Below are 17,951 nucleotides of genomic sequence, written 5' to 3'. Positions count from 1 at the left end.
GTCGCCTGTTAGTAAATATTTAAACAATTAATACTATTGTAAAGTCATAGCCACGTTACTTGTTAACGCCACACAGAGGGCGATTAATTGAACAGGATGGTTAATGACGCTCTCGCAAGAAGATGTACTTCGCCAGTTGGCGGAGGCGGTGAAAGCCGACGGACTGCCATGGACGCCCAGCGGCAAGGCTGAGCAAGACCGTGCGTCCGTGGCGACGGAACGCCCGGAACTCGATCTTGGCCCCATTCCGCCAGGCATGGAGGATGAAGCCCGTGCAATCCAAGAGCGGTATCGGCTTGACCCATCCTACGACGCCACCAAGGCCATTGCCGATTTCAATGTCATGGCCGATGCCAAGAAGGCAGAAACCGGGCATCTGATTCATGATGCGCATTCCGCAGAAGAAAGGCGCCACAAGCTGTGGGAAAGCCTGTCGGAATCGATGCGGGCGGTGGATAAGGCGTTCTCGAAACTCGATCCCTACCTCACCGACGAAGAAAAGGCACAGCGCACTGCCTTGCAGGATGCGATGGACAAGGCAGAAACCGAGGAGGAGAAAGCCGCCGCCGCCCGTCGCAAACTTGACTTCGACCTGATATTGGCAGGGAAAGCAAAAGACCGTGCATTGGCCATCGGTGATACTGCGGGCGCGGCAGCGGCAAGCGGCATTGAGGATAAAGTCCGCGATGCTCTGGATAAATTGAACCAGATTCAGGAGATGAGAATACAGGCAGATATGTCGCTGTCCGATGAGCAGCGCTCAGCAAAGATCGCACAGTCACAGGCGGAGAATGCGAAGTTGGCTGAGAACGGCGACATACAGATGCTTCGTGATCAAATTGTACTGAGTGAAATTCAACTTAAGGCGGAGCGGAATCCTATTTATGGCGGGCCTGATCAGCCGATGGCAGATCGGCTGGTGATAGCGGAGCAACTGGCCGAGATACCGCCGCAAAGCTATGAATATCAGGAAGCTTGTCCGGTCAGTTCCAAGGAGCCGACCGCTACAAGCACCCAGAAACCCAACCTGTCAGTGATTCCGAGGTTGTAACTAGCGCCGCCCGGCAGCAAGGCGCTGGTTCTGTGGTGCGGGTTGGTAGGCTCGATCATCTGCGGCATTCTCGGCCACTTGTTTGCCACGATTCAGGTAGTAGATGCCGTAATCATCGCCGCCAATTTCAGCCTCGCCGGAGGTGATGCCATGGTTGCGGAATGCCTGTTCGGCATCGGCGCGCACTTCCTCCAGCGACTGCGTTGGCTTCGGCAGGGGAGCGGCTGGATTCCTGATGTGCTCCAGCACGCGCTTTGTAAAAGCGGCGTCGAACGCAACGCCCGGTACCAGCACAAGGCTTTCGCCGGAGCCCAGCGGTATCATATGCGGGGTGGTTTTGGCGGCGACTTTGGGATCGTCCAGAGCCTTTAGGTAAGCATTCACGGCCATCTCGGCGTTCTCTCGCGTAGGCTTTACCTTCTTGTCGGCCACGATGGCCATGTATGGGCGCAGTAATCCTTTATCAGGGCGGTCAAGGAGGGCGTCGGGCTGGCGACCATTGAGGGCGCTCAGCTTCCGCTCCGTGTCTGCACTTACATCCAGTACGCGCAGGCAGAAGTCATTTACGTTAAAGCCTTCTGTAGGGTTGCCAGAATTTTCTCGCATTTCATCAATGCCTTGAGCTCTTAGACCAGCCATGCATTGGTAACGGTTCAGGTAATATTCCGTCGGGAAAACCTCAGCTGCACGATCCAGGCGCTCAACACCCTCAAGTAACTGTGGTCTTTGTTTTGCTTCAGCCATAACGAATCTCCAAATATCTGTGCGTGAAATAATGTTTGGCTCCAACTCCTTCTTACCAAGCCTATTACTTATGTGTGTGACAGTTTGAAGAAGATTAACTTTACCTGTTGTTTGAGTGGTTTGGGGCGCATCAATGGGCAGGGTATGGGCATCGGAAACGCCTCCAAAGCCCATGGCCCCACAAAGCGCCAGCATTGCCCAGAAATCACGGCGCGTCAGGTTGGAAGAAAACGGGTGCATGAGAGTCACCGACGGGGCAGTAAAAACTCTCCAAATGATGACATCGTGCAACAGTATCGGCAATTTTGTTGCTATTTTAACTCTGAATCACATGGTTTTTCTGGACAGTATGACCACCCTGTATTTTGCATGGGTGGCGATGGCGGCGGATATGCTCGCGTACGAAAAAGCCTGCGCAACCCTATTGCCGATTCGGTTGAGCGCGGCACAAGGAGAACGGGCATGGCACAGGACTGGCAAATTTACGATGGGGCCGGGCACCGGAAGTACCTCAGCGAGGACGAGGTGCCGCATTTCCTGCATGAAGCGGATCGGTTGCCCGATGCGCGGCGGGCGCTGTGCTATCTGGTGGCCCATACGGGTTGCCGTATTTCCGAAGCGCTGGCGGTGACACTGCCGCAGGTCGATGCCGTGGACAGTGCCATCGTACTTGCCACCCTGAAACGCCGCCGCGTGGTGTATCGCCGGGTGCCGCTGCCCGACTATCTGTTGCGCATGCTATTGGCGTTGCCTGCGCAGGCCGATGGTTGCCTGTGGCATTTCCATCGGGCCACAGCCTGGCGCTTTATCACCGAGGCGATGCAGCGTGCGGGCATCCACGGCACGCAGGCCACCATCCGGGGCTTGCGCCATGCGTTCGGCATCCGCTGTGCCACGCAAGGGGTTCCCCCTAGCCTGATCCAGCGCTGGATGGGCCATGCCACCCTGCGCATGACGATGGTGTATCTCGACGCCACCGGCACTGAAGAACGCCGCTTTGCAAGCCGTGTCTGGTGGCCGGTGGGAGCGTTGGAAAAGCCGGGGCCATCCACGACGCTGCCGATGATTGCCCCCGCCGTAACCGACATCGCCGACCTGCGGCAGCTTCGGCAGGAAAACGACCGCCTGCGGCAAGAAAATGCCCGCCTGCGCCAGCTCTGCGATGCCGTTCTCCGCGCCGTGCAGCCTTTCAGCGGTTCATCGCAAACGTGGAGGTGCGCATGTTGAAGGATGGCAGTGCATCGCTCCGGTTCGCCTTGGGCTTCCTTGAACTGATGATTTCCCCGGTCGTGCTGCTTTGGCTGTGCTCACGGGCATTTCGTAACAGCAGGAACAGGCCATGACACAGAAGCAGTCGATCTTGGACATTGATGGGGCAACGGCGGAGGCATGGGTTGCGGAGGTTATGGAGATGGTGGCGCGCAGTGACATCCGCGCGTTTGTTCAGGATGGTGTCGCCGTGGCTCGCCTTATGCCGTGGGTGGCCCACCGTGCCGCCAAAGTTGACCCGGCTATAGCAAAGGCACTTATCGAAGACGCCTTCGCCCGGTTGATGGCGCCCCAGCCTGACAGTAACTGACGGCGTGACGCTCACGAGGAGCGCCACGCCGCGAGCAGTTGGGCGATGGCCGCAATCAGGCTGGCCGATGCGTTGAGGATGAGGGCGAATTCCGTAAGCGTCATGATGTTCCTCCTTGGTTCCCCGCGCGTCATTGCGCGATGGTGCGGAGGATTCAGCGGCCAAGATGGTTGGGATGGCACAGGCCGCCCCAGCGCCGTTCACGGGGTGATGCTGCACAAGCCACAGGCGCGGAAGCAAGCCGCCTTGCCAGCCCGACATGGGCCGCTTTCATCCGTCTACCGTCGCCATTAATGACGACAGAGGGAACCTGTTATGGAGGTCAACAATGCAAACCTATCCCGGATTATCCTCACCAGAGGTTTTGGGCGGTTGCCACCCGAGCACCGGTCCCACATGGACCGATACGCCATGGGCATACTGATCTTGATGATAAGGTGCGCCTAGATAAAGGATGAACTCGCATGCTTCCGCAAGTTCGCGGTAAAGGTCATTGTCAGTGGCACAACTGTATAGGAGGGCAATTTTGAGTCGCCGCCTCCCATCAGAAGCCTCGACCGTCATATAGAGCGCCTTATCATCCGTCTCATTTACTCTGATATTCCAACCCGCATCACGCAACGGCCTAACGAGATCGTTCATGCATTGCTGCGTTAAATGCGCCTTGCGGAGCAGAACCCCGTCATCAGTCGGCATCTCTGGAACTAGTCGACCATGCTGATGGTAAAGCTGCTGCTCTGCGATTTTTAACTTCATTTGGTTGTCGGCACGTAAAAGTGCCTGCTGCCAGAGAAGCGTGCTCGCTTCATTCATCGCGGGAAGCCACAGCCCCACATGATGGGATTCGTCGTACCAAGATTCAATCGCCGCGAGCGTTGTCAGAGCAACGATCATCCGCGCGAAATTTGCGGGCTCCTGCCATGTAGATACGCTTCCGTGAGCAAACATGTGCCGGTTGAGCCAAGTAATGCCTTGGTAGTTTTCAGTACTGCAGAAAAATTGACTCTTTAGCCAGCGTCGAAAGGTCTCAAATACAAAAACACGCTCATCCTCGCCAAAGAGATAATCGCATGTCAAATATTCACGCGGAATCCACATGTGATCGAAGTGTATACGGGCTGCTGTTATAATCGCACGATTAATCGCATAATCGATTTTTTGTTCTATTGTACTATGTATACTGATTCCTGATACCATCCGCGTCAGGCTTCCTTCGATCGCTGGGATGAGTACACCAACGCTAACCGCCCAATACCCACTGTAGGCACCCAAATATGCTTCGCGTGCCAACGGCACTATTTCCCTTAGGCTGCGTGCAAACGGCATGATTTGCTCAATGCACACGGCTTGGAATGGCACAGTGTAGAGCGTTGAAGTGTGATAGTTAAAAAGATCAATTGCCCGTTCTTTTGAGACGTTTTTCACTGATGAGAGCAATGCATTAATTTTGCCCACAGGCACCCAAAGCGGCGCGAACCATTCAACTTTGTTCCAAAGAGCCGCTTGCTCGTCATGGGCTTTTCGACGGGCTTTCCAGCTTTCATCGCCAGAAGCAGGAACCAAGGGGAAGCAGGCCTTTCCGCCATCGACTGTCAGAACAATAGACGAAGTCTTATTAAAAACACCGACATCTTGAAATGTGGCGACTTGATTAGTGAGCCCACATTCGCCAGCCCATTTTTCCAAAAGCTCGGGTGTTAAATCACCTGACTGCCTGCTATTAATAAAACGATACCAGAGTCCTTTAAACTTCTCTTCAATACTTTTAGAATGCATTGCGGTTTGACCCTTAATCTCAATGAAGCGATGATATGATCTAACCAGCGCAGCAGGTCGCCGCTGAGCGGAGCATCAAAGCATCGATGTTATTGCGCTCAACCATTCAAGCGCTGAAGTGGAGGCGCTTTCAAGTGCCGTCCAAAGTTGTTTGCCATAGGCGACAAGTGTGGCGCCAAGTCCGGCAGGCACTATCGACCCAATTACCGTATCCACCGCCGAATTAGCACGCTCCTTCAGCCAATGGCCTACTGTGATAGTGACTTTACGGATTTCAGAAATACTGGCTGCCACTTGAGTAACATCTGGATTATCTGTACTAGATTGAGTGCGAAGTATTCGTATAGCCTCTAGGCTTCGCACTAAATCTACCGCGCTAGCAGGCGCCTCATCGATTTTTTCTGGGGGATTGTTATGGCCGATCCCACCGCTGCTCGCTGGTAACCCGGCTAGGATGAGGGTTTCAAGCCTATCTAATTTTCCAAGCATTTCTTGGCGTAATTGGGTGACATCGTCGCGCATGGACGTTTGCTCTTCATCGTCATCGTAATCAAATTTCGATAAATCAGGAAACGGCTCATCTAATGAGTATATGCCATCATCTTCCAAGTCAGGCATAGGGCTCCACTCATAGCCTTCAGTTTCGATCTCCGCGACCGCCGCCTCAATGGCTGATGTCTTTGCTATGTTTCCAAATTGATCTCCCAGCACTTCCGCTGCTGAGTATGGGCCCCCGTTGATCCACTGGTAGCCACCCTCCCTCGAATTATAGGGAAGGCGATGCACGGGGTCCTCGTAGCGTTGCCCGAACCATTCAATCATCAACTCCATTTGTCGCGTCTTTGAGAAACGCTTGAACTGGGCGGAGCTGTAGACATCGTTCCCAACTATGATTGATTTTATCTCCTGCATTTTACACTCCAATATGTGTCGCAGAGAGGATGTCTCGTTAGAGAAAATGATCGCAATGCAGTGCTCCATGACGCTCTAGAGATTTTCCAAAGAGCGCAGATATTTCTATATTATTCATCATCACCTTGCGTTGGAGGTGTTTTCCAACCATCTTCTTGGAAAAGATCGAAGACTTCTGCATAATTTTCCCGACTATATACTCTTCGAAGGCGATTATAGAAACGGTTCCTTGCATCGTGTGTAGGTCGATTGGACGCCGCTGTGTTGCGCAGAATATTAAGCAACAAGTTGCCAGTCTCGGCAGCACTCAGATTTTGTCCATTCGCAATTATCGCATCGAGAAGCTGATCATACTGTGAGCTGCTTAAGTGGCCTACAAATGGCATCACTAAGTCACGGAAATTTGCTTCTGATCCTCGAAAACTACCGGAGCCTTGGTAGATTTCGACGGCGCGTGGCCAAAATTCTGCGATGGGCTGCATTTTTACTGCCTCTTTTAATTGTGCCGCAGAGAGTCCTTCCACGACTCTAGGTAGAGCTGAGCGAAGCTGCGGTAGGTTCAAACCTCCTACTACACGATAGTTCTGCAGTGAGGTGGGATCAATATTGTTGGCTGTTTCTTGGATAGCTGTCTGAGTTGCAGGCTATAGTAATGTCCAAAAATCTGGAAAAGCAGAGAGGAAAGCAATAACACGCAGTCGGTTGTCGGGTTCAATATTATCAATCACTCTAATTATTGCTGACAAAACATCTGGCCATGCCGATGGAGAGCGATCGCGCACAGCCACTAAAGATGAAACAATTTTATCGTGCCATATTTCCCATTGCGGTGGCACACCCTTTAAAAGGGACTTCGCTAATACTGTTCCAAAATTCCGGATGTTATGCGCACGGATGCGGTTAAGGTATCGTTGCTCAACATAATCAAGAACACGGGCGTGAGCGGTCGGAAAGCCGGGCGACTGCACATCCGCATCAAACTGGTCAGAGATTGCTTTGCCCTGAAGGGGTTCTTGCGACAGAACGAGATCGACAACATTGACGAGGTGGAGCCTCACCAATTCTGGTGATGGCTTGAATAACTCCGCCTCGGCTGAAAAAGCAGGATGAGCGCAGAGGTGCCTATCCTCGCGTAGACGTAGAAGATGTGTTCCGGCAATGCGATTTACCAACTGCGTGTTCTTCGTCGCATCGTCAATGATGGAAGCTTCGAGACTAAGCAGTTTGGGTATGTCATTTGCAGCCGTGGCAGTGTCCCAAGAGTGAATAAAGCTAGTAGCAGCAGCATCACCAAGAGCGCTTAGTTCGCGATACTTAGCGATCAAGTCATAAACAAGTGCAACCCAAGCGGAGGTCAGTGAAGATCGCAGTGCGCCAGCCTTATACGATTTTATGGAATCTAGGAAATATTCCTTTGATGGCGCGTGGCGAATTCGTGTGAGCAGTATGTCGAGATCAACAAAGCCGATGTCCACGATGATCCATCCAAGTGTACAATATTGCAGAGTGTTGGAATTTTTTATACACTGCTGGAACCGCTAAGTCACTTCCCATCAAGCCGATAATCAGGCGTCGGATAGCCTTAGGTGTGGCAAGCAGCATTATGACTTGCCCTATTTGGAGCTCATTGGCTTCTGCCGCATGGGCGGGGCGGATGAGCTTAGATGGCATTGTCGCCTCCCGACTTGCGGGCACCTGCAAAACCTGTACTGTGCGTCGCCAAGCGATTAAAGGCATCCCATGAAAGGCGCAGGGATTGCTTTATGTATGGCGAGCTATCCTGCACGGTTCCTATACAGGTGATTTCGGCCCTATATTTTCTGCTTCCATCAATCCCCTTACGAAAGCCCTTTCCTTGCGCAGGGATGAGTGACGATGGTTTTTTTATGTATCAATGGCCACTCGCTGAATTTTGCGTCGCTTTCGATGGGGCGGCGTGCTACATGCTGGCTCCTCGTTAGGGCACTTTGGTGCCAGATTGAGGAATTAGGGCAAAACTCTAGGGCAGAATCTAGGGCACTTGTCTTGATGGAGTTGGTGAGAGTTGGTAAAAAGCTAGGTAAATCAAGCTGACGCGGGGTGGAGCAGCCCGGTAGCTCGTCAGGCTCATAACCTGAAGGTCACAGGTTCAAATCCTGTCCCCGCATCCACCGATGGTATGACAACCGGCAGAGGTAATTCTCTGCCGGTTGTCGCTTTTATAAGCCCTGATAATGCACCTCGCAGAAGGGCACGTACCTCGCCAGGGCGGGTGCCGGGTTCCAGCACCACGCCCGTGATCAGGGACCGGATCGTTCCCATCGCCGCGGCGCACTGATCGGGGTCGGTCAGGTTCTCCTCCAGCCGAGCGATCATCGCCTGGTACTGGTCGGCGATATCGGTCGGCAGGTCCAGGGCGGGGATGATGGGCATGGCGGCTAGTTTGGCCCGCAGCTCGGCCTCTTGGCACTCCAACTCCTCCAGCCGGGCGATCAGGGATTTCTGCCTGGGGTTCTCCTCGATGGCCGTGAGGATGGCGGCGACGCGCCGCTCCACGGCGATCAGGGCCTGGCGTTCCTGCTCCTGGCGTCCGCGCAGATCCCGGTTCTGCCGGTCGGCCTCCTCCATGTAGCCTTCAAGGGCCTCGGTCACCCTTTCGGGGGTCACCAGCTTGTGCCGCAGTCCGTCCAGGACGCGCGCCTCGATCTCCAGCCGCTTGATCGTATGGCCATTGCCGCAGGCGCCGCGCCGGTAATGATTGGCGCAGCCATAGCGGCCGCGGAAGACGACATTGTACCTGTAACCGCAGCATCCGCATTGCAGCAGGCCGGACAGCAAGGTGTCGGGCCGGCGGGTGCTGGTCAGCCGGTTGGCATGGGCCTCCCGGGTGGCGGCGATGCTGGTCTCATGCTTGATGGACAACGCCTCCTGGCGCCGGCGCACGGCAAGCCACAATTCATCGTCGATGATCCGCAATTCTGGCACACCGGTGCGGATCCACTCGCTTTCGGGGTTGAGCTTGGGCACACGCTTGCCGGTAGACGGGTCTTTACGGTAGCAGAGCTTGTTCCAGACCAGCATCCCGATATAAAGCTCGTTATTGAGGATACCGGTGCCCCGGACGACATGGCCTCTGATGGTTGTGTCGCCCCAGATGTTTCCTGCTGGCCCAGGAACACCCTCCGCATTCAGTTTGCCGGCAATACTGCGTGGGCTGACACCGTCGGCGAATTCCCGGAAGATGCGCCGCACGACGCTGGCCTCGGCATCGTTGATCCGGCGATCTCCCCTGATGGGTTCGCCATGGGCGTCGAACTGCCGGATCACGTCATAGCCATAGCAAAGCCCGCCGCCCGCTTTACCCTTCTCGACACGGCCACGCAGGCCGCGGTGGGTCTTTGCGGCAAGGTCCTTGAGGAACAAGGCGTTCATCGTCCCCTTCAGGCCGATGTGCATTTCGTTGATTTCGTCGTCAGCCAGCGTGACGATCTTGATGCCGAGGAAGGTGAGCTGACGGTGAAGGATCGCGATGTCGGCCTGGTCGCGGGACAGTCTGTCCAGGGCCTCGGCCAGCACGATGTCGATCGCGCCGGACTGGGCGTCGCGAAGCAGCGCCTGAATGCCGGCCCGTCCCACCATGGACGCACCGGAAGTCGCTGCGTCCTTGTAGCAGCCGGCGACTTTCCAGCCCTGCCGAAGCGCCCGCTCCCGACAAATCCTGATCTGGTCCTCGATGGAGGACGCGCTTTGTTGGTCGGACGAATATCTGGCGTAGATGGCGGCACGCATGCAGGCACTCCAGGATACGAAATCCAACCTGTTTGGTCGGGCGATGTCAATGGTGGGGCGGGTGACGCTGCTGACAGTTTGTCAAGGGAGCAGGGTATCCGGCTTGATGGCCGTGTTGGCTGCAAGCGCTTGGAAATGCTGACGCGCCAGCAACTGGCCCAACTGGCGCGCCAGCTGCGATAAAGTGGCTTCGATGTTGACGGTCTGGTCGCCATTGTCGTTGCAGGCTTCCAGGACGAGCCGTGAAGCCCGCTTGGTGAGGTGTCTGTCGGTTGGGGATGGGGGCTTGGACATCGTTGCACCTTGATCATAGGGCGCACAATGCGCCCTCTCCCCAGGCCATTTGCTCCAGCCTTCTGATACAGCCCACCCTTTATCTGACGCCGAAGGATCGCAATCCATGTGTGCGTCTTGCACATGTTGGATTGGGTCTTGGCGCGGTGCCGATATCCAACCATCTATGGCGCACCTATTGAATAGGGGCTCGTCGGGGGGCCCGGAACCTCTATTCGAATGTTATCACTTGTCGGTAGCCGGCTACCGGCCCATATGCACCACCCCTTTACCATCATTATCGGCATGGCGCAGATATCGCCCCACTGGGGTGAATGGGCCCCCACGATAACCACGCATCAGGGGGCCAATTCGGTGCTGATGGGCATGGCCGCGATAAGTTCTTCCAACTCCGGACCCGTCAGACTTCCAAATTCGACCAGGATGGAGGCCACCTTGTCGATGACCGGCAGGCGCGGTCGAAGAAGCGCCAATACCCGTTCATATTCCTCGGCCAGCATGCGACCGACCTGTTGCGCCAAGGAGGGGTGAGCAGACAAGAACGAGTGGGTATTCTCGGGGACGGCGTTGCCCAGCCAAAGCAGTCGGTCACCGAACCCATGGCCCGCCAACATGGCGGCTGCCAGGGTGGTGGCGCGCGCAAGATCGCTGTGCGCGGGACCGCCGGACCCGAAACCTGGGGCTCCCAGGCGGACCTCTTCCGCCGCGCGACCCGCCAGCAGGATGCGGATATGGGCATGGGCATCGGCCTCGGTGTCGAACTGGCCCAGTTCGAACCGAACGCCGGCATGTTCGCCCTGAACCTTGACGATCTGGATCTTACCCGGCCGCTCGATGGCGGCGGCGATTGCATGACCAGCCTCATGCACCGCGACCCTGAAATGCAGATCGGGGGAAACGGTTTCAGGACGAGGGATATGAGCCAGCAGGTCGTCAGGGGTCATCGGTCGCCCGGCGCGACGGGTCTCACGCTTGGCGTCACGAGCCCAAAGCTCGGCTTCAGCGCCGGATGCGACCATGCCCGCCACATAGGGAAGGAGGTCAACACCGGGGAGATGATCGGGACCAAGGTGCTGGCGCAGGATTCCGGCTAATGCTTGATCGTCAGGCAGGGACACCATGATCACCCGATCGAGCCGCCCAGGCCGGACCAGGGCCGGATCGATCGACAAGCTGTTGGCCGCCGCCAGCAGTACAACCCCTTCCCTGGCAAGGGTTCCGTCGGTCGCCTCAAGAAGGGCATTGACGACCTGAATACTATAATCCCTCTGATTGCTCCGCAGGAATCGCCGGTCCTGGAAGGCGTCAATCTCATCAATGAACAGGATGCAGGGGGCCTGCGCCCGTGCCTGTTCAAACGTCCGGCGCATTGCCGCCAGCATCAGACCAAGGTGCCCGGCCGCCTGCCATTCGCTATGCGATCCGGTCACCAGCGGCAGCCCGGCTGTCCCCGCCAAGATACGCGCGAACGACGTCTTGCCAGTGCCGGTGGGGCCAGCCAACAGGCACCCCCTGTCAACTTCCTGCCAGGGCAAGCGTCCGGCCAGGTACTCCTTAATATCTTGGACGAGGTTAAGGCCCCACGCCTTCGCGTCATCCATTCCATGAAGATCGACCAACTTGGGGCCGTCATACGGGGTGGCGTGCGATGCGCGGTTTGCAAAAGACCGGAGACGCTGAAGCCAGTTATCGCCATCTTCGCCCGGCCGCCGTGACATGCGGAGGATATCGGGGTTTAGGTAGCCGCAGAGGCGATCATTGATGGTGATGGAGGGATGGTGACCCGTCAGCACGTGTGCGGCCACCGTCATTGCAGCGCCGTCCAGCGTCGGAAGTGTCAGATGGTGATCCGCAGCATGTCTGACGGATGCCGGCATGCTATCCAGCCGAGCGGTCAGCACGATGACGCCCTTGCCATTGCCCAACGCCGTGGTCATAGAATCAATGTCGTGCGGAGCCCAGTGCTTATCCTTCTCGTCCGAACCGCTGAACCATACCCACTCCGGGGGCGAGAGGCACTCGGGTACTTCCGGTAGCGGCGTTTCCTCGTCATCAGCAAGAGCCAAGGTCTCCAGCATTGCGGTGAACTGCGCGTCATCCATTTCCGTGGGGCCGGAAAGGTAGAGCTTCAGCGTTTCGCGGACAGGGCGAACCCAGTCCAGTCCGGGCACCTCAACAATGATGAGGCAGCCGCCCTTGTCAAGGGCGTCCGCGATCTGCGGGGATGCGGCCAGGCCGCGATCCAACAGCGCCCACGCGGCGGCGCAGTCGCCGGTCGTGACTGTCGGGGACGGTCGTGGGGCCTGCTCAATTTCGAGGGAAGCGGCAACGCGGGCGTTGTATTGTTTGGCGGCCACGGCCAGGGTGGTCGGGGCCTTGTCAGCAGTATGGGTCATGTTTGGCCTCTTAACAGGCAAAGGGGGGGTGTTCCTGCCGATGAATGGTCGGCAGGCGATGTGGATGGGCATAGGGGCGCACGCCTGATAATGCGGGCACGGGGAAGGCGGTGGCCGGCTTCCAGGGGCGACGAAGATTGCTCTATGCGGAGAAGGGGGCCGTGAGGGTGAAGGTCACGGACCAGAAGGCGTGCACAACAGTGGGTGCAGGCGACCGAGTTCCTGAATGTGACGCAAGGCGGCGCTCAGGGGGATCAAATCCTTTCCTTTTCTGGGTTTTCAGGACGATCACGGCGGCCAGCGATGTGATGCAGAACTCGAGTAAGGGTTCACGATAGGATGAGATGAAACTGGAGACGATCAGTATACGGAGCTGGAAGCAGGCTCGATGAGTTCGAAGCTTTCCATCAGATTCGGCAGATCATCTTCAAGTGCCTGTTCGGACAGCAATTCGCTCAGCTGGCGACCGAACTCCTTGTAGGTACGTTCGACGACGCTCCGCAAATCGACGCCGTAACGTACCTCCAATTCGCCCAGGCTAACCTGGAGGTCTGGCGAAACCGCCGAAAAACCGTGAATGGCGCACACGCAGGCGGTCGTCGTTGTGACGTCGATATTCAGCGTCTCCTTGGCGAAGCTCTTTGCCACGAGCCTCTGACAACGCAGGTCTCGCTCGGTTTGGCGGGTCTTTCCAGCGTCGGTTTTGGCCATACCGCGTTTTAACTCGAGGATATCGATGGCTTCCCGATCCTGATCCACAACGACGATGTCGGGGGTGACCTTGCGGCCTTTACCGTGCTCGTAATGCAGATCTGATTGCAGGATTGCGGCCTTGCCCGCTGCACTGTTGACGAACTGGTCAACCTCGGCCGGAATGTAGATGGCTGGCGTGCGAAGGACGATCAGGCGCGGCGATGCCTTCAGGGCTTCGCTCACTGCCGTCTCCAAGAGCTGCCCGTCGCTACGCACCGCAGACATGATGACCCCATATGGGCGCAGATATTTCGACGGTACGATGGGATCCGGGTGCACAGGCAGATGGCGGAGGCGCTTGATCGTCCGCGCCATGAGGTCGGTCACCGGTCTTGGTAGAGCTACAGGTGGTTGGTGGAACAGCATGATGGAAACCTCGGTGCGTTGATGACACGTCATAAATAAGACGCGTCATTATTGTTGTCAAGGCTTCGCTGTTGTGATTGTGCGAAATTTGGATATGGTGCGGCGTTCTAGAATTCGACGGGGAAAAGCAGATGGCGCGGCCGAACTGGGATGGCATTTCAGAGGCGAGCCAGCTGCTCAAGGAAGTCCTTTTAGAACAAGGACTTAGTGAGGCTGTCGAAACGCGTGTGCGCAGGGCGCATGAGATACTGTCTTTGAAGGTCGATGGTGCGATGCCGAAGGAGGAGTTCCGTGAACTCCGCCGCCGGTTAGGGCGTACGCAGGAAGATCTGGCTTTAGATCTAGGCAAACGACTTCGACAAATTTCCCGATATGAGAACGGCGAAGTGCCGATTCCCGCATCTATCGCAGAGAAGCTTCGAGAACTCTGCGATCGCATCGAGCAGGGATGATCGTTACCTCCGACACATGTGCGGCTCGAGGTAGTGTGGGCGGTTCTGATGTAGTGCCCGCTGACATGATCCTATTCACCGTTAATTGGACGATGAGTGCCCCCTATATCGGCAGGTCGTGAATCGCTGCAGATGGTTAACGAGGTGCTGAATTATGGGCCCTATGTGCACATGCGGTCCCTGAGATGTTAGCCATTTGACCTGCCCCATGTGAAAATCTGTTCCCTCTCCGAAAGCCGTCATGGCATAATAGCACCGCTATCTGAAGGCCTGAGAACCCGACGATGGTGCGCAGCCTGCGCGAACACGAGGTTATCCCGCTCTGTCGGGTGGCCCTTCGGCATACAAGACCCTTTCGGGAAAACCGTTGGGGCGCGTGTCCTCGTGCTCGCGTTCTCAGCCGCCCGGCGCCAGCCGGGGCGGGATAGGTGCGCTTGTCATCACGAGGAGACAAGATGCCCGACACGTACATCGTGCCGTTGGAACTCCATGCCGTCGGCTGCCCTTGCTGCGCCGGGTGGGTCAAGTCCGACGATGAACCCCAGGCCGCGACCGCCCTGACCACGACGATCCCCGGCGTTTCCGCCTACGACCTGTCCACCGTCGACCTGCGGGCCCTGCTGGCCTATCGCAGCGACACCGACAGCGCCGGCAACTTCGCGACCGGCGCTGCTCGCTGGAACTTCGACGCATCGGCCGGCAAGGGCATGACCTACCTGGAGGCGCTGAACTCGACCGTCGGCGTCGGCACGGGCGTTGCGCTCAACTACAACTTCGCCCAGGCCGCCGGCGTCGGCGGCTTCGTCGGCATCAGCGGCTTCCGGCCGATGAACGCCATCGAGAAGCAGATCGTCGTCGAGCAGCTGGCGAAATGGGCTGCCGTCGCCAACGTCACTTTCACCGAGACGGCCGCGAACACCGGCAAGACCCTGTCCTTCGGCACGGATACCTTCTCCGCCGCCGAAGCCCCCGCCGTCGGCCTGGGTGCCTACCCCGGATCCGTCTCCTACACCCAGGACGCCGCCGGCAAGGTGTCCTCCATCACCTACACCCCCTATGCCGGCGACGTCCGCATCGACAATACCTGGCTGAACCGCATGCAGGCCGACGGCACTGTGACGACGGCCGAGTACAACGCCATCGCCCATGTCGTCGTACACGAGATCGGGCATGCCTTGGGCCTCTCCCATCCGTTTGGCAACGACATCTCGCTGGCCGCCGACTACCAGGTCAAGGCGCTGACCGTCATGGCCTATGACGACGTAGGCAAGAATACCTACGGCTGGACCGCCAACGGCACCGCCCTGATGATCGACGACAGCAACCTGAAGCTCCTCGACGTGCTGGCCATCCAGCACCTCTACGGCGCCAACACCACGACCAACGCCGGCAACAACACCTACACCTGGGCCCAGGATACGGCCTTCCGCACGACGATCTACGACGCCGGCGGCAGCGACATGATCAACCTCTCCGCCTCGACCATGCGTTCGTCCATCGACCTGACCCCCAACAGCCTGTCGAGCATCAACCTTCGGGTCACCGTCGCCGAGAAGCTGGTCAACACCGCTACCATCTACCAGAGCGCTCAGAACGCCGCGCAACTCTATACCGGCGAAAACAACCTCGGCATCGTCGGGACCATCGAGAACGTCCGGGCCGGCAGCGGCGACGACCGGATCAACGGCAATTCGGCGGCCAACGAGATCAGCGGCGGAGCGGGCAACGACAGCATCTGGGGCGGGGCCGGCGACGACCGCCTGTTCCTGGGCGCCGGCAACGATCGGGTCGTCGCGGGGGCCGGCAACGACTATGTCGACGGCGGGACCGGCATCGATGTGGCCGGCTTGTTCGGCCCGCGCTCCAGCTACTCCATCGCCCACCAGGCTGACGGCAGCCTGAAGGTTGTGGGTCCGGAAGGTTCCGACACCTACCTGGGTACGGAATTCCTGGCATTCAATGACGGCGGCAAGGTCGGCCTGTGGCTGAACGCCGACGTGAAGCTGGGCGGCGGGTTCGACGAAACCTTCTACCTGGCCAAGAACCCGGACGTGGCGGCTGCCATCACCCAGGGCTGGCTGTCCAGCGGCTTCGCCCATTGGCAGCAGTGGGGGCAGGCCGAAGGCCGCATGGCGGTCGACGCCCGGGCCAACCCGCTCTATGACGAAGTCGGTTATCTGGCCATGAATCCGGACGTGGCGGCGGCCGTCGCCAGTGGCGGGCTGCGCAGCGGCTACGACCATTACCTCGCTTACGGCAAGGCCGAAGGCCGTTCCCTGACGCCGCTCTTCGACAGTGTCTACTACCTGACCAAGAACGCCGACGTGAAGGCCGCCGGCATGGATGCCTGGACCCATTTCATGAACTATGGCTGGCGCGAGGGCCGCGACCCGTCCGCCTATCTGGACGTGAGCGCCTACCTGGACGCCAATGCCGACCTGAAGGCCGCCGGGGTCAATCCCCTGACCCATTACCTGATGTACGGCCAGGGCGAAGGTCGCCTGTTACTCGCCACCAGCGACCTGGGTCTGGACTGGACCTATTCCGGCTGATCGGTGCGCAGCCGCGACCACCAGCCCTCAGAAACCCATCCCAAGGATGCATCAGATGCCCGATTCCGCCCGCACGCCGCAGGCCATTGAGCCGACCTATGATTACAAGACTACAAAGGAAGGTGACCGGATTTTCATGGACGTATTCATCAAGCAGCCAAGGAGGGGAAAAATCTTTCTTTCCATGATTTTTCTGATCATTCTGCCGATCGTCGTAGCCTCGACAGCATCGCCATATTCTGGTCTGGCTTTTCTTTCAACGATCATGTCTTTGGTGGGCGTATACTATATTCTTTGGCTGCTCTTTAAGCCAGGTAAGCATATCGCAACTACCCGAATTGAGATCGACTCCAACCGGATCTCCATCCCGAAGGCAAAGAAGGTTTTCGACGTTGGCCATGTCCGGTCTATTGGATGGGGCTTGACCACCCCGCCAAAGGGAACATCATCGGCCGTCTACTATGGTTCCGGTGCGGCTGGGGCCTTCGTTGCCGGCACCCAAAATGCCAGCCAAATCGCCAATGCGGACTTCGTGCGCCAATATGGCTATTGCATCTACCTGATTTATGGATCTCGGCGCGAAACCCTTGTTTCCGGTCTTCACGAGGACCTTGTGGAGACGATCTACGATGAGTTCGTGAAGAACCTCAAGGCGTGCGGCCATTCGTTCGGCTGATTGAGGCATATCCCAGCCCCTTCAGCCGGGGTTGGCCTTTCGCCCCCTGTATTTACAACTTGCCGACGGCCCTGACGGTGAATCTGACCAGGAGAACGTGCGCGGGCGGTTCAATTTTACAGCGAATCAAGGAGATGAAATGAGCAGTATCCTAAAATATTCCCGGGCACTGGCCCTGGTGCCGCTGCTGATGATGGCAGGGTGCGGCAACGGTGAACCGGGGGAGGACGACATGCGCCATGCGATCCAGACCCAGTTCGACAAGGCGAATGAGGCGACCAGATCAGCCGGAGGTGGAAAGCAGATCGTGTTGCGTGAATTCAAAAAACTGAGTTGTGCCAAGGTGAATGGAAGCGCCGTCTTCGCCTGTACGGTTACGCTTCGCGTTGATGGACCTTGGCTCAACAACGCGGGAGGGACGACGGAAATGAAATTCACGCGGGCTGATTCAGGCTGGGTATTCGTCCAGTGAACCCACGACACAAATGGGGGCTGTAAAGCCCCCATTACAGACTGCTGACAAAGCCCTCGCCTATGGCGGGGGTTTTTGATTCACTGTGTTTATGCTTAAGCCCCAGACGCCCCAACAGACGGAACTTGAGATGGTGACGATCGCGTCGCTTGTTCCGTCG

Annotated in this window: 15 protein-coding genes and 1 tRNA gene; 8 read left to right on the top strand and 8 right to left on the bottom strand. The window is 57.4% G+C overall.

Annotated elements, in window-relative coordinates; translation table 11 throughout:
- Positions 1 to 103 precede the first annotated feature (103 nt).
- Entirely contained in the window at positions 104 to 1,051 is a 948-nt protein-coding gene (locus tag PCJ49_RS23780; RefSeq protein WP_269913161.1) for a hypothetical protein, read from the top strand.
- Here the strand turns inward: PCJ49_RS23780 and PCJ49_RS23775 are convergent, their stop codons facing one another.
- The gene (locus PCJ49_RS23775; RefSeq protein ID WP_269913160.1) at positions 1,052 to 2,035 is read right to left on the bottom strand and encodes a hypothetical protein; all 984 of its coding nucleotides are present in this window, start codon (positions 2,033 to 2,035) and stop codon (positions 1,052 to 1,054) included. It lies immediately after the preceding gene.
- A gap of 222 nt (positions 2,036 to 2,257) precedes the next feature.
- On the opposite strand from PCJ49_RS23775, the gene PCJ49_RS23770 reads away from it, so the two are divergent.
- Both PCJ49_RS23770 and PCJ49_RS23765 read left to right on the top strand, forming a co-directional pair.
- On the top strand, positions 2,258 to 3,022 hold the full coding sequence (locus tag PCJ49_RS23770; RefSeq protein WP_269913159.1) for a tyrosine-type recombinase/integrase: 765 nt from the start codon (positions 2,258 to 2,260) through the stop codon (positions 3,020 to 3,022).
- A 112-nt stretch (positions 3,023 to 3,134) separates the two neighbouring features.
- Positions 3,135 to 3,374, top strand: a complete 240-nt coding sequence (locus PCJ49_RS23765) for a hypothetical protein (RefSeq protein WP_269913158.1) — start codon at positions 3,135 to 3,137, stop codon at positions 3,372 to 3,374.
- 336 nt (positions 3,375 to 3,710) lie between these two features.
- On the opposite strand, the gene PCJ49_RS23760 is transcribed toward PCJ49_RS23765, so the two are convergent.
- From PCJ49_RS23760 to PCJ49_RS23745, 4 genes are all read right to left on the bottom strand, one after another.
- Complete coding sequence (locus tag PCJ49_RS23760) at positions 3,711 to 5,150, bottom strand: hypothetical protein (RefSeq protein ID WP_269913157.1); 1,440 nt, start codon at positions 5,148 to 5,150, stop codon at positions 3,711 to 3,713.
- A gap of 75 nt (positions 5,151 to 5,225) precedes the next feature.
- Complete coding sequence (locus tag PCJ49_RS23755) at positions 5,226 to 6,062, bottom strand: hypothetical protein (protein ID WP_269913156.1); 837 nt, start codon at positions 6,060 to 6,062, stop codon at positions 5,226 to 5,228.
- A 110-nt stretch (positions 6,063 to 6,172) separates the two neighbouring features.
- Positions 6,173 to 6,544: a hypothetical protein gene (locus PCJ49_RS23750; protein ID WP_269913155.1), complete on the bottom strand. Its 372-nt coding sequence runs from the start codon at positions 6,542 to 6,544 to the stop codon at positions 6,173 to 6,175.
- Between the two features lie 162 nt (positions 6,545 to 6,706).
- Positions 6,707 to 7,537 (bottom strand): hypothetical protein, encoded by an 831-nt coding sequence (locus PCJ49_RS23745; RefSeq protein ID WP_269913154.1) that lies wholly within the window; start codon positions 7,535 to 7,537, stop codon positions 6,707 to 6,709.
- 598 nt (positions 7,538 to 8,135) lie between these two features.
- On the opposite strand from PCJ49_RS23745, the gene PCJ49_RS23740 reads away from it, so the two are divergent.
- Positions 8,136 to 8,212, top strand: a tRNA-Met gene (locus PCJ49_RS23740).
- Here the strand turns inward: PCJ49_RS23740 and PCJ49_RS23735 are convergent.
- The 3 genes from PCJ49_RS23735 to PCJ49_RS23725 all read right to left on the bottom strand — a co-directional run bounded on the left by PCJ49_RS23735 (position 8,169) and on the right by PCJ49_RS23725 (position 13,639).
- On the bottom strand, positions 8,169 to 9,830 hold the full coding sequence (locus PCJ49_RS23735; RefSeq protein ID WP_269913179.1) for a recombinase family protein: 1,662 nt from the start codon (positions 9,828 to 9,830) through the stop codon (positions 8,169 to 8,171). The two genes, PCJ49_RS23740 and PCJ49_RS23735, sit on opposite strands and share 44 nt — an antisense overlap.
- Before the next feature lie 632 nt (positions 9,831 to 10,462).
- A complete protein-coding gene (locus PCJ49_RS23730) occupies positions 10,463 to 12,520 on the bottom strand; it encodes an AAA family ATPase (RefSeq protein ID WP_269913153.1) in 2,058 nt (685 codons plus the stop codon).
- A 360-nt stretch (positions 12,521 to 12,880) separates the two neighbouring features.
- On the bottom strand, positions 12,881 to 13,639 hold the full coding sequence (locus PCJ49_RS23725; RefSeq protein ID WP_269913152.1) for a hypothetical protein: 759 nt from the start codon (positions 13,637 to 13,639) through the stop codon (positions 12,881 to 12,883).
- A gap of 131 nt (positions 13,640 to 13,770) precedes the next feature.
- Here PCJ49_RS23725 and PCJ49_RS23720 point away from each other — a divergent pair, with 131 nt between their 5' ends.
- From PCJ49_RS23720 to PCJ49_RS23705, 4 genes are all read left to right on the top strand, one after another.
- Positions 13,771 to 14,091, top strand: coding sequence for a helix-turn-helix domain-containing protein (locus PCJ49_RS23720; protein WP_269913151.1), 321 nt, complete (start codon positions 13,771 to 13,773; stop codon positions 14,089 to 14,091).
- 455 nt (positions 14,092 to 14,546) lie between these two features.
- Entirely contained in the window at positions 14,547 to 16,643 is a 2,097-nt protein-coding gene (locus PCJ49_RS23715) for a matrixin family metalloprotease (RefSeq protein WP_269913150.1), read from the top strand.
- Positions 16,644 to 16,698: 55 nt separating this feature from the next.
- Positions 16,699 to 17,319, top strand: a complete 621-nt coding sequence (locus PCJ49_RS23710; protein WP_269913149.1) for a hypothetical protein — start codon at positions 16,699 to 16,701, stop codon at positions 17,317 to 17,319.
- A gap of 139 nt (positions 17,320 to 17,458) precedes the next feature.
- Entirely contained in the window at positions 17,459 to 17,791 is a 333-nt protein-coding gene (locus tag PCJ49_RS23705; RefSeq protein ID WP_269913148.1) for a hypothetical protein, read from the top strand.
- The last annotated feature ends 160 nt before the right edge of the window (positions 17,792 to 17,951 follow it).

The organism is Niveispirillum sp. BGYR6, from assembly GCF_027568365.1.
Taxonomy (GTDB): Bacteria; Pseudomonadota; Alphaproteobacteria; order Azospirillales; family Azospirillaceae; genus Niveispirillum.
The sequence above is the reverse complement of the archived record's forward strand: the minus strand, read 5'-3'. Positions and strand labels throughout refer to the sequence as shown.